This window comes from Rhizobium sp. PEPV16 (assembly GCF_008919455.1).
Taxonomy (GTDB): domain Bacteria; phylum Pseudomonadota; class Alphaproteobacteria; order Rhizobiales; family Rhizobiaceae; genus Rhizobium; species Rhizobium leguminosarum_Q.
In genome coordinates, this window is record NZ_VSZV01000299.1 from 1 (window position 1) to 13230 (window position 13230).

9 protein-coding genes are annotated in these 13230 nt (G+C 60.0%); 8 read left to right on the forward strand and 1 reads right to left on the reverse strand.

Annotated features, from left to right (window positions below; translation table 11 throughout):
* Positions 1–927: 927 nt before the first annotated feature.
* A complete protein-coding gene (locus tag FY112_RS15200) occupies positions 928–1767 on the reverse strand; it encodes an SDR family NAD(P)-dependent oxidoreductase (RefSeq protein WP_151518741.1) in 840 nt (279 codons plus the stop codon).
* 152 nt (positions 1768–1919) lie between these two features.
* Here FY112_RS15200 and FY112_RS15205 point away from each other — a divergent pair, with 152 nt between their 5' ends.
* The 8 genes from FY112_RS15205 (at position 1920) to FY112_RS15245 (ending at position 13223) form a co-directional block, all read left to right on the forward strand.
* Positions 1920–3227: an extracellular solute-binding protein gene (locus tag FY112_RS15205; RefSeq protein WP_151518743.1), complete on the forward strand. Its 1308-nt coding sequence runs from the start codon at positions 1920–1922 to the stop codon at positions 3225–3227.
* The gene (locus FY112_RS15210) at positions 3227–4180 is read left to right on the forward strand and encodes a sugar ABC transporter permease (protein WP_029874476.1); all 954 of its coding nucleotides are present in this window, start codon (positions 3227–3229) and stop codon (positions 4178–4180) included. Before FY112_RS15205 ends, FY112_RS15210 begins: the two co-directional genes overlap by 1 nt.
* Positions 4177–4998 (forward strand): carbohydrate ABC transporter permease, encoded by an 822-nt coding sequence (locus tag FY112_RS15215; RefSeq protein WP_011648905.1) that lies wholly within the window; start codon positions 4177–4179, stop codon positions 4996–4998. Before FY112_RS15210 ends, FY112_RS15215 begins: the two co-directional genes overlap by 4 nt.
* A gap of 4 nt (positions 4999–5002) precedes the next feature.
* On the forward strand, positions 5003–7054 hold the full coding sequence (locus FY112_RS15220) for a beta-galactosidase trimerization domain-containing protein (RefSeq protein ID WP_151518745.1): 2052 nt from the start codon (positions 5003–5005) through the stop codon (positions 7052–7054).
* A gap of 140 nt (positions 7055–7194) precedes the next feature.
* On the forward strand, positions 7195–8229 hold the full coding sequence (locus tag FY112_RS15225) for a LacI family DNA-binding transcriptional regulator (protein WP_151518746.1): 1035 nt from the start codon (positions 7195–7197) through the stop codon (positions 8227–8229).
* Between the two features lie 37 nt (positions 8230–8266).
* Positions 8267–9364 (forward strand): sn-glycerol-3-phosphate ABC transporter ATP-binding protein UgpC, encoded by a 1098-nt coding sequence (ugpC, locus tag FY112_RS15230; protein WP_151518747.1) that lies wholly within the window; start codon positions 8267–8269, stop codon positions 9362–9364.
* A 2-nt stretch (positions 9365–9366) separates the two neighbouring features.
* Positions 9367–11610, forward strand: coding sequence for a glycoside hydrolase family 95 protein (locus FY112_RS15235; RefSeq protein ID WP_151518748.1), 2244 nt, complete (start codon positions 9367–9369; stop codon positions 11608–11610).
* 461 nt (positions 11611–12071) lie between these two features.
* Complete coding sequence (locus FY112_RS15245; RefSeq protein WP_151518764.1) at positions 12072–13223, forward strand: transporter substrate-binding domain-containing protein; 1152 nt, start codon at positions 12072–12074, stop codon at positions 13221–13223.
* Positions 13224–13230: the final 7 nt, after the last annotated feature.

Here is a 13230-nt window from a genome sequence, read left to right on the forward strand (position 1 = left end):
GGATTGTTGCCTGCTCATGTCTGAACCTCCGTTTCGAGGTCGCGGCCATCGCGACCTGCTACGGCGGTCCGAAAGCCGGGCTGCAAGCGCTGCCTGCACCCGCAGGGCCGCAACGAAGTGGAGGACGGCAAAGCCGTTGCCGGCGGCGCGAGCCTGGCAGGACCAAAAGCCGGGGCAGGCCGCGAGGCCGCAATCTTAGTGGGAGGTTTTGACGGAGGCAGACGTGGCAAATCCGCGAGGCGGCATCACGTCCCTCTCGTCGCAGATGAAGCGCGGACGATGCAACATCACGCGCAATCAAGATCTTCATCCTGAGCGGTAAACATCCGGGCATGGCGCGAGAATGGGCTCACCTGCCGGCTGGCAACGGTCGATCGCCCTTATTCGGCGCGGCAATCAAAGCCGGAGGTATGTCGCTTCAAATCTCTCAACGATGTCGTCGATGAGCGCGAGCTGGGCTTTGCGATTGTCGCTACGTCGCGCAATGTTCGTGGGAGGCTGGTCGGGCAACTGGCCAGGATGATTTCACGTCACTGCCAACCGCTCAGTCGGGCTGATGGTGGAGACGTTTTCCACCGCCCAAGCGGCTATCATATCCGCGTTCATCAAGGTCCTGCTTTAGGAGATGCGGACGTGCTTTCTCTAGCTGTCCCGCTCGCGCAAATCGCTTCGCAGTCCTACGGATACCGCAACTGAAGCACTCTAATCCAGCCAAATCCGTCCAAGATTACAGTTCCCGCTCAGGTGTTGCGAGAAAGACTCGAAGCATCGTTGCAAATCGATACGAATCAGCCGAGGCCCCGCCCGTTTTAGTGCTCTTGATGGAATACATACCACGGCCCAACAGCCTCTTTTCTAGGATGCTGAAAACTCGACCTTTGTGGTGTAACAGCTATTTATGGAACTGAAGGGAGGATCGAAACCCCCTCAGAGCTTCTGTTGTTCTATCGCGCTGAAGCGCAATGCCCTTCCATCGGCTTCAGCCAAAGCGTCCATTTCCTTTTCGAGTACATCTCGATCGTCGACGCCGCGCAAGAGGCGACCAGCAAGTACATCGAACCGGCCAGCGGCGATGTCCGCGATAAGAAGTGCAGCTCGAGAAGGGTGGATATCGACGCCGTCGTCGAAGAGCTGCTGGATGGCGGGCAGATAAGTTTTGCCTGCCTCCGAAAACAACTGCTTTTCCGTCATGTCGGTGCGTACGAGCCCGGGGTCGACGGCAAAGGCGCGTATGCCATGAGCGATCGTCGTATCATTGAGACACTCGGTCAGCCGCATGATCGCTGCTTTACTCGATGCGTATCCGGAACCGTGTGGGAAACTGTTGCCCGTCCCTCCGCCAACGAGATTGATGATCCTGCCTCTGCCGCGCGCCAACATTGTCGAACAAGCCGTGCGGGAGGTATGAAACGTCCCTTGCAAGTTGATTTCTACATCCCGCCACCAGGCAATAGGGTCACACTCCCATATCGGTCCGAAAGCCTGGAAAGAACCGTGATTGTTGACTAACGTATCAACCGGACCGAACTCCGATGCGATCCGGGCAAAAGCGTTTTCGACGGCGCTGTATTGGGTAATGTCGGTCGTCACAGCGATCGCTTGCCCGCCCTCATCTTCAATCAGCGAGGCTGTTTCCTCGATCTCAGTGGCGGTTCGCGCAAGCACTGCGACCTTGGCGCCCTCTCGCGCCTGCCGGAGCGCGATCTCCCGACCGATCCCTCTACCGCCACCGGTGACGACCGCTACGCTGTCCTTAAGCCGGGTCATTTTGTGCTCCTATCTTGTTTGGTGCCGCCGCCACGCAACGGTTCGGCTCGTTGAGCACTATCAGACAAAACCCTTGCTAGTTTCAAGATAGATGATAACGTTTCAATTAAATTGAGTGCCAAGGGCAAAGTCAACGTTTGGGAGGATGTGACATGACCAACAGCAGTGGATTCACGCATGAGATACGTCGCCGCACCCTGCTTGCGGGTGCGGGAAGTGCCGCATTGATGACGTTGGCGGGTAGCGCCAATGCGCAGGATAGCGTGAGCGGCGAACTTGTGGTGCTGAATTGGCTCGGTGGTTCCGAGCTCGACATGATGCACCAGATCCAGAATGCATTTACGGCGAAATATCCGAAAGTGACGATCAGGGAAGTTGCCATTACTGGCCAAGGAGACATGCGCGGTGGCATCCGCACGGCACTCATGGGCGGCGAAGTGGTCGATGTTCTCTACAACACCTGGCCGGCCTTCCGGAAGGAACTGCTCGATGCCGGCATGCTGCGGCCGATCGACGACCAATGGAAGTCCTTTGGCTGGGACAGGCTCATCAGCCAATCCTGGAAGGATCTCGGCGCTATAGCCGGCAAGACCTATGGCCTGACCTACACCTTCGGCAACCGCTCCGGCATCTGGTACAAGAAGGAGCACCTTGCCAAGGCGGGCATCACCGAGCCGCCGAGGAGCTGGGACGAGTTCGTCGCCAGCTTTGCGAAGCTTACAAAAGCTGGGTTCGCGGCTCCGGTCGCTATTCCCGGCAAATACTGGGCGCATGCCGAATGGTTCGAAACGCTGCTACTGAGAACGGCAGGCGTCGAGACGGCTTCGAAGCTGGGCGCGCACGAAATTTCGTGGACCGATCCGGCCGTGAAGAATGCGCTTACAAAATATGCCGAAATGTTGACCGCGGGCTGCTGCGGCGCGGCGAACGGCATGCTCGCCAACGACTGGGACGGGGAAGCCGACCAAATCTTCCAGGCGAATTCCAAAAATTACCTGCTGATCGGCATGTGGATGAATAACCGCGCCAAGAATGATTACAAACTCACCGAAGGTAAGGATTACGGTCTCTTCCAGTTCCCCGCCCTCGGCATGGGTCATGACGACACGTCGAGCGTCGATACCAAGGAACTGCTCGTCACGGCAAACGGCCCCAATCCGAAGGCAGCAGACGCCTTCCTCGATTTCTGGACAAGCGCCGAGGCCGCCAACATTCTTGCCAAGAACGGCTATGCGTCACCAAGCAGCAATACCGACACGTCGCTCTATGGCGAGACGCAAAAGGTGGCGACATCAGCGGTCGCAAGCTCGAAGCTGCAATTCGTGCTCGGAGATCTCTTGCCCGGCGACCTCGTCGATGAATATCGCGTGCAGCTGCAGAAATTTCTGCAGGATCCCTCGGCCGCTAATATCGATACCGTCCTTGCGGCAATCGAAACCAAGGCCCAGGGATCCTACTGATGGCCGGCACTTCCCCCGCGCGGGAAGCGGCGGGCGTGATGCAGGTTTCCCCGCTAGCGGTCAGCATTTTAGGCCGCCGGCGTCTGCTCAGGGACACGCCCGCCGCATTGATCCTGATCGCACCTGTCATCGTGCTCTTTGCCGTAGCCGTCGTCTATCCGCTGGTGGAGACTATCCGCTTGAGCTTCTGGGACATACAGGGCCTGCGGAAGCCTTCCTTCATCGGCTTCGGCAATTATGTGCGGCTGTTTTCGGACGCAGCCTTTCGCAGCACGCTGCTAACGACCCTGATATTCACGATCGGGACGACGGTGATTTCTGTCTCGATTGGCTGGGCTCTGGCAATGACGTGCGCGTTCGCGCCACGACAGACGCTGCCGTTCCGCGTGATGATCTTTGCCGCCTTCGGTATTTCGGAGGCAGTTTCGGGCTACATGTGGATCGGCATCTACAGGGCCGACGCCGGCGGCCTGCTCAATTCGCTGATTCAGCTTTTCGGGTTTTCCGGCTTCTCGCATGCTTGGCTCGGTGACGCCAATACGGCACTGTGGGCGCTCATCATAGCCGCATCGTGGAGTGGCGTAGGCTTGCCCCTGATGCTGATCTTCGCCGCCATCCAGGCAATCCCGAAATCCGTGCTCGAAGCAGCCTATATGGACGGCGCCAAGCCGCTCTCGACCATGCGCCATATCATGATGCCGCTATCGATGCCCGGCGTGCGTGTCGCGGTTTTCATCAATCTTCTGGGTGCCCTGCGCGCCTTCGACATCATCTATATCCTGACGGGCGGCGGACCGGTGCGCTCAACCGAGACGGTCGGCTATTTCATGTACCGGGAATCCATGACCCAGTTCAAACTGGGCTATGGCGCCGCCGCGACCGTCATCCTGCTGCTGGCCGTGCTCATCGTCTCGATCCCCGCCATCATCCAGCGAACGGCAGGTGCGAAATGATCGGCAAGGCTCCCCGCTGGATTGTCATATTCGTCGGCATCATCGCCTGCATCTGGGTCATCCCAATCGCCGGTATCGTTGTTACATCCCTGCGTCCTCCCGAGGGCGTCTCGCTTGGCTGGTGGCACTTCGAGCGCTTCGATCTGACCTTCGATGCGTGGCACCGCGTCTGGGACAAATATCCGCTGTCCCAATCCATGTGGGTGACGATGAAAACGGCGGGGATTGCGACGGCGCTGACGATGGTTTTGACGCCGGCAGCGGCCTACGCCTTCCATTTCCTCAATTTCCCGTTCCGCCGCATCTTGCTGATCATCATCATCAACGCATTCGTGCTGCCGCAGCAGGTTGTCATCATTCCGCTCTTCACGCTGTGGCGCGATCTCGGGCTGATCGACAACATTCTCTCCGTTCTCATTCCCTATGTCGGGATGTCCTTCGCTTGGTCGATCTTCCTCGTCAAAAATTTCTTCGAGGATTTCCCGCGCGAACTCGTGGAAGCAGCCAAGATTGACGGCTGCGGACCGATTGCGACTTTCCGTCATGTGGTACTGCCGAACAGCCTGTCGCCGATCTTCGCCGTCGGCATCCTGCAGTTCCTCTGGACCTGGAACGCCCTGCTGCTGCCAATGCTTTTCCTGCGCAACGATGTACCCCTGCCCGTGCTGCTCGCCCGCATCTCCGGCAGCTACGAGATCAATTGGGACCTGCGCTCGGTGGCGGCGATCATCACGACAATCGTTCCCCTCCTCGTCTTTCTTGTCTTCCAACGTCAGTTCGCCGCCGGCTCTCAAACCCGCACCGGCGCAAAGGAATAGGACCATGCCTAGCACCACAAACAAGCCGTTGCGCTACCGTCAGATCCATCTCGACTTCCATACGTCGGAACATATTCCCGGAATCGGCGTCGACTTCGATCCGGATATTTTCGTTTCAACGCTGAAGGCGGCGCATGTCGACTCGATCACGATCTTTGCCAAGTGCCATCACGGCTGGTCCTACTATCCGACCAAGGTCGGCAAGCCGCATCCGCGGCTGGCCCGCCCGGACCTCCTCGGCGACATGGTGAAGGCGCTGTCGGCGGCCGATATCGAAAGCCCGATTTATATATCGGTACAGTGGGACGAGCTGACGGCGCGCGAACATCCCGAATGGCGCGCCATGACCGCGTCGAACCAATACCATCACGACCGTCCGGACGACCCTTCGGCGGGCAAACAGCTTAGCCCGGCGTGGCATACGCTCTGCCTCAACCATGCCGGCCTACGGAAATACATTCTCGACCAGGCGCGCGAAGTCGCGCAAAGCTATTCCACGCAGGGTCTGTTCTTCGATATCATCCTCACGCCGGATTGTGTCTGCCCGGCTTGCATCGAGCGCATGCAGTGCGAGGGCCTCGATCCAGAAAATTCGGCGGACCGGCTGAAGAACGACGAGGCCGTCAACGAACAGTTCCGGCGTGAAACGAGCGAGGCGCTGTTCAAGGAGTTCCCCAATCTCCGCGTCTTCTACAATTGCGGACATATCCACAAGCAGGGCCCGAAGCGCTTTTCCAACTATTCTCATCTCGAGCTCGAAAGCCTGCCCACCGGCGGTTGGGGTTACGATCACTTTCCGTCCAGCGCGCGCTACGCGGCAACGCTCGGCATGGATTTCCTGGCTCATACAGGCAAGTTCCACACCTCGTGGGGTGAGTTCGGCGGTTTCAAGCACCCTGATGCGCTGGAATATGAATGTGCGCAAATGATCGCGCTCGGATCGAAGTGCCTGGTCGGCGACCAGTTGCATCCGAACGGCGCCATCAATCCTGATACCTATGCCTCGATCGCGCCGGCCTATCGACGCGTCGAAAAGCTGGAGCCGTTTCTGCATGGGGCCAAGCAGGTCTCCGAGATCGCCATATTGTCGGCCGAGCATATGAACCCTAAGGGCGCGCGCAATCATCCGAGCGACGATGGCGCGGCACAAATGCTGCAGGAACTGAAGCGGCCCTTCGACGTGCTCGACAGTTCCGCTCGTTTCGAGGAGTACCGACTGCTGATCCTGCCGGACGAAATCCCGGTCGATGCTGCCCTTGCGTCGCGGCTGAAAGCCTATCTCGCCAGTGGCGGCAAGATCATCGCCTCCTGGCATTCGGGCATCGGGGATGGTGGTGCATTTGCTGTCGATCTCGGCATCGAGCGGCAGCCAACGCCGGTCGCGTTCAGACCGAGCTATGTGAAGGCAGGCAAGGACCTTGATCCGTCCATGCCGGAAACGGCTTTCGTTTTCTACGATGAAGCCGAAACCGTCCGTCCGGTCGGCGCAACGGTGCTGGCCGGTATCTACCCCTCCTACTTCAACCGGTCTTACAAACATTTCTGCTCGCACCAGCATGCTCCGGACGATACAGCCGCTGATATGCTTGGCGCTGCCGTGACCGAGCATGGAGGCACCGCCTATATTGCCTACCCGATCTTTCGGCTTTACCGGGCCATTGGCCAGCCGCTTTATAAATATGTTGTTCGAGGGCTTCTCGATCGTCTCGTTCCCGATCCGGCGATGGTTACCGATCTTCCCTCATCCGGCCGGGCAACGCTGACCCGGCAGATTGGGCACAATCGCCACATCCTGCATCTTCTTTACGGACCGCCGCAGATCCGCGGCAAGGATGTTCGTGGCGATGACGGCTCGACACGGGTGATGGAAATGATCGAGGACATCCCGGCGATCGGCCCGGTAAACGCCAGCGTGCGGTTGCCGGCAAAGCCGAAGCGGGTTTTCGATGCCATGACCGGAGAGGATCTGGCCTGGGAAGCCGGCGCAGACGGCGCCATCAGCATCACAGTGCCGCGCCTGCATATCCACAGCGCCGTGGTGTTCGAAGGCGTCTGATGCAGGTCGAGGTAGGGGAACCGTCGGACATTGCTCTTGCCGCCCGCAACGCTGGTGGGCGGCGGAGCGCTGGGCTATACGACGGAAAAGCGCTTCCCCTGGCGCTATTTCCCCTCAATGAGTGCAGGAGCCCGCCCGACATGCGACAGACGGACCAGACGGCCGGAAAGAGACGCGGAGCCACGATTATCGACGTTGCCAGGGTGGCGGACGTCGCTGTCGGCACCGTGTCGCGCTATCTCAACGGCGAGACGATCCGCCGCTCGAACCGCGAACAGATCGAGCGCGCAATCCAGGATCTGGGCTACCGGCGCAATGCCGCAGCGGCCTCGATCCGTACCGACCTTACCCATATGATCGGCTTCCTGGTGCCGACCTTCGACGAATTCCATGCCCGGATGTTGGAATATCTGGCCATTTCCGTGCGTCAGACCGGACGAGCGCTCTTGACCTACTGTCATGGCGGCGATCCGCGCGTGGTCGCCGAGGCTCTCGATTTCTTTGCCGCGCAACGCGTCGATGCACTGGTCATGGACGGCACGGCTGAGGTCTATGATCGCGTCGACGACCTGATCCATCACGACATTCCGATCATCTTCTACAATAACGACGTGCGTGGGCTCGCGGCGGACCGGGTGATGGTCGAAAATCACCGCGCGAGCCACCGCCTAATCAGCCATTTGATCGATCTCGGCCATACGCGCATCGGCATGCTGACGGGTGACCCGCGCAATTCGTCGGGAATCGAACGCCTGGCCGGATACGAGCAGGCGCTGCGCGACCGGGGCATCGTGGTGGATGCTTCCCTGGCAGTGCGCGGCAACTGGCGCATGGATGGCGGCTACGAGGCGACCAAGCGACTGATGTCGCTGGAAAGCCCACCCACAGCTATTTTCTCCGCCAATTACGGCATGGCGGTCGGGGCGCTCAGCTGGCTGAAGGAGAACGGCCGTCACGTGCCCGACGATATCTCGCTGGCGAGCTTCGACGACGTGGCGATCTTCCGCCTCTATGAGGCCGGCATTACGGCCGTCGCCCAGCCAGTCGCCAGCATTGCCGAGACCATCACCGACATTCTCGTGGAACGCCTGACGGAACCATCAGGAGGGGCGACCCGCAGCGTCGTTCTTGAATGCGACATCATTTTGCGGGGCTCGACGCGACGGATCACCTGACGCGTTCTGCCCGCCAAGCGGTTAAAGGGAGGAAGCTTTGGCCAGCGTAGAATTACACGATATCGACAAGTCCTATGGCAGTTTCGAAGCAATCGAGGGGCTCAATCTAAGCGTTGATGACGGCTCTTTCACTGTCTTTGTCGGCCCTTCCGGCTGCGGGAAATCGACGCTGCTACGGATGATCGCCGGCCTTGAAAAGATCACCGCTGGCGATCTCAAGATTGATGGGCGGCGCATGAACGAGGCCGATCCGATCGAGCGCGGCGTCGCCATGGTCTTCCAGAACTATGCCCTCTATCCGCATATGACGGTCGAGCAGAATATCGGCTTCTCGCTGCGCATGGCGGGCATGAGCAAGGCCGATATCGACAGGAGCGTCGCCGCTGCGGCCGCCACCTTGCAGATCGAACCGCTGCTCAAGCGCAAACCCGCTCAGCTCTCGGGCGGCCAGCGCCAGCGCGTCGCGATCGGCCGGGCGATCGTGCGCAATCCGGCTGTCTTTCTGTTCGACGAACCGCTGTCGAACCTGGATGCCGAGCTCCGAGTCTCAATGCGTGTCGAGATCGCCAAGCTGCATCGGCGCATCGGCGCCACGATGATCTACGTCACCCATGACCAGACCGAGGCGATGACACTCGCCGACAAGATCGTCGTCATGCGCGCCGGCAAGATCGAGCAGACAGGGACGCCGGATACGCTTTATGCCGACCCCGACAACCTCTTCGTCGCCGGTTTCATCGGCTCGCCGCGCATGAATTTCCTGGATGGCACGCTGGAACCCAACGGCGTGGTTAGGCTCGATTGCGGCGCTGTCTTCAAGACCGGTCTCTTGCAGGGCGCAGGCGACATTCCGATCAAAGCTGGCATTCGGCCCGAGCACTTCAGCGGACGCGACGATGCTGGCGGCGCAATCGACCTCAAGGTCGACGTGGTGGAAAATCTCGGCGGCACCCGTTTCATCTATGGCACGCTGAATTCCGGGCAGGCCGTCATCATCGAGGACCGCTCCGAGACCATCCACCGCCCCGGAGAAATCGTCACTGCCGGCTTCCCCGCACGAAGGGCCCTGCTCTTCGACGGGGACGGTGAGCGCATCCGCGGGACGCGCCCCGCAAACACCCTTCCGGCGGAGTAGCCATGACCGCTCATCTTATGTGGTACGATACGCCCGCACAGCTTTGGACCGACGCGCTGCCGCTCGGCAACGGCCGGCTCGGCGCCATGGTCTTCGGCGATCCCCTGCGCGAGCACCTGCAGATCAACGAAGCCACCTTCTGGGCCGGCGGTCCCTATCAGCCCGTCAATCCAGACGCTTTTGGTCATCTGGAAACCGTGCGGCAGTTGATTTTCGACGGCCGCTATGCGGACGCCGAGGCGCTGGCCGAGAAACATCTGATGGCACGGCCGATCAAGCAGATGTCCTACCAGCCTATCGGCGATCTCCATCTCGAATTCGATCACCGCGAGAGCGTCTCCGGGTATCGGCGTGCGCTCGATCTCGATACCGCCATCGCTACCTCGTCTTACACTGGCGACGGCATCGCCTACCTGCGCGAAGCCTTCGTGTCGCCGGTCGATGGTGTGCTGGTCCTACGCCTCTCGGCTGACCGGAAACGCGCGATCAGCTGCCGGATCTCCATCGACAGTCCACAGCAGGGAGAGATGCGCATAGGCGAGGGATCCCAGCTGAGCTTTTCGGGCAAGGGCAAAGCAGAATCCGGCATTGCCGCCGCTCTCCGGTTCTCCTTTGGCATCCGGCTTATCAACAGCGGTGGAACGGTCAACGCTTCGGGGGGAGGCCTGTCGGTAGAAGGCGCTGACGAGGTTCTGGTTTTTCTCGATGCGGCGACGAGCTTCAGGCGCTACGACGACGTATTGGGACATCCCGAGCGCGATATCGTCGATAGGCTCGAAAGAGCCGCTTCGCGCGACTTCGTATCGTTGCGCGACGACCATATCGAGGAGCATCGGCGGCTGTTTAGCGCATTCGCCATCGATCTCGGATCGACGCCTGCAGCGTCGCTTCCAACCGACCAACGTATCGCTGGATTCGCTGGTGGCGATGATCCGGCGCTGGCGGCGCTTTATGTCCAGTTCGGCCGCTATCTGATGATTGCCTCCTCGCGTCCCGGGACGCAACCGGCCAATCTGCAGGGCATTTGGAATGCGGAAACGGATCCGCCCTGGGGCAGCAAATACACAGCCAACATCAATCTTCAGATGAACTATTGGCTCCCGGCACCGGCCAATCTACACGAGTGCCTCGAGCCGCTCGTCGCAATGGCCGAAGAGCTTGCCGAGACCGGCAAGGCGATGGCACACGTACATTATCGCGCCCGCGGCTGGGTCATGCATCACAATACCGATCTCTGGCGCGCAACGGGACCGATCGACGGCGCCAAATGGGGCCTCTGGCCAACGGGCGGTATCTGGTTGATGGCGCATCTGCTGGACGCTTGCGACTACCTTGATGACGCCGAAGCGATGCGACGTCGACTGTTTCCGGTCGCCCGGGAGGCGGCGCACTTCCTCTTCGACGTGCTCGTCCCGTTCCCCGGCACGGATTATCTGGTGACGAACCCATCGCTTTCACCCGAAAACGCCCACCCGTACGGAGCTTCGATTTGCGCCGGTCCGGCGATGGATAGTCAACTCATCCGCGATTTTTTGGGTCTCCTGCGCCCTCTCGCAGTCTCAATCGGTGGAGAGATCGATCTTGTCGCCGACATCGATCGTGTGCTGCCGCGCCTCGCGCCCGACAGGATCGGCGCGAATGGCCAGTTGCAGGAATGGCTCGAAGACTGGGACATGCAGGCGCCGGAGATGCATCACCGCCATGTCTCGCATCTCTACGGCCTCTATCCGAGCTGGCAGATCGACATGGACAGAACGCCCGACCTCGCCGCCGCCGCCCGCCGTTCCCTGGAGATCCGCGGGGACCACGCGACGGGGTGGGGTATCGGCTGGCGCATCAATCTTTGGGCGCGGCTGCGCGATGGTAACCATGCTCACAACGTACTGAAACTGCTTCTGACGCCGGAACGAAGCTATAAAAACCTGTTCGACGCTCATCCGCCCTTTCAGATCGACGGAAATTTCGGCGGTGCGGCAGGCATCGTGGAAATGCTCGTGCAGTCGCGCCCGGGGGAAATCCATTTACTCCCTGCGTTGCCGACGGCATGGCCGGGCGGCAGGATCCGTGGCTTGCGGCTGCGCGGCGGCATGCTGCTCGACCTTGACTGGGAGGATGGCGAACCGCGGACGATTAGGCTCACGGCCTCGCGCAATGTCAGTTCGATCCTTCGCTTCGGCCAAACGCGACGCAAAGTCGATCTCGCCGCTGGTGAACGTTTTTTCGAGGGTGAAAGTGAGTTCCGCTAAATCCGCGCGGACGACGTGCTGGGCTGAGCTCGTAATTGAGGGCGGCACACGGGTTGTCCGATCTGTCGGAGACGGGTTTGGCGGCTACACGCCAGACGTCGCCGAGATTGTCATTGTCGAACACTATTTGACAACAGCGGATGCCATTCGCGCGACGCGGCGGCTGATGGCACAGTCCGCGCTAAGACCGTACCGGCCGGAAGGAGTTCTCCCGAGCATTGCCGTCGGCGACGATGAAGCATCGCTTGCGAAGGCCGACGGCGATGATCGCGATGAAAGGTGCTGCGATGGTCCTTGAGGATGCAAGCCGATAACCATAAACGGCCTTTCGTTCCACTATTGTCACCGGACACGGAAACTGACATCATGGATTGGCAGGCTTCAATGAGCCGCTAATATTCCATGAGCAGGGTAGCTCTCGACCGGAAACGGGCGGGAGCTTTTTTATTTTTTGGTGGGCGATGATGCATTCAGAAAACTGGCGGGTCGGTGTGCTGTTCTCCGAAACGGGTGTGACGGGAGCCGTGGAAACAACCCAGAGGGCGGCGACCTTGCTGGCGATCGATGAGATCAACGCGGCGGGCGGCGTGCTCGGCCGGGCGATCGAACCCATCGTCTACGATCCGCAATCGACGCCCAATCTCTACAAGGAACTCGCGGTCAAGCTTTGCGACGAAGATCGGGTCCGGGTCGTTTTCGGTTGCCATATGTCGAGCACCCGCAAAGCCGTTCTGCCCGTCGTCGAGGCCCGTGATGCACTGCTGTTCTACCCGACGCTCTACGAGGGATTCGAATACTCCCGTCACTGCATCTATACGGGTGCAGCCCCCAACCAGAACTCCGTCCAGCTCGTCGACTTCCTGACCGAGCATTATGGAAAGCGGGTTTTCCTAGTGGGGTCGAACTACGTCTATCCGTATGAATCCAACCGGACGATCAGTGACCTGTTTCTTCAGGTGGGCGGAAAGGTGCTGGACGAGATGTATGTTCCCCTGAACCTCAAAACCGAGGACGTTGACAAGATCATCCGGCATATTCGCGCGGCAAAGCCGGATGTCATCTATTCGACGATTGTCGGCGACGGTATCATTCCCTTCTACACGGCGTTCAAGGAGGCCGGATTCGATGCGGCGACGATGCCGATCGCAAGCCAATCGACCAGCGAGGCGGACGTGATCCGTATGCGACCGGAGGTGGCCGAGGGGCATATTACCGCAGCCCCCTTCTTCGCCTCTCTGGATACACCCCGCGCCCGCGCCTTCGTCTCGGCTTACCAACGGCGATACGGCCTACAGATGCTGCCAACCGCGCCGGCCGAAGCGGCTTATTTCCAGGTTTATCTCTATGCGGCGGCTTTGCAGCGCGCCGGTGGCGACGGGCTTGAGCAGCTTCTGCCGGCTCTCTATGATGTCGAGTACGATGCACCGCAGGGTGCGGTGAAGATAGACCGGCTGACAAACCACACGCATCTGTGGCCAAGAGTGGCAAGGGTGAATCGACAGGGCAGCTACGACATCGTCTACGATCCGTCGCTCCGGGTGGCGCCAGACCCGTTCATGCGCGAATATCGCCCGGACTTGACGCAGACTTTCCCACATCGCGTTCAGGTTTGAGAAGGAG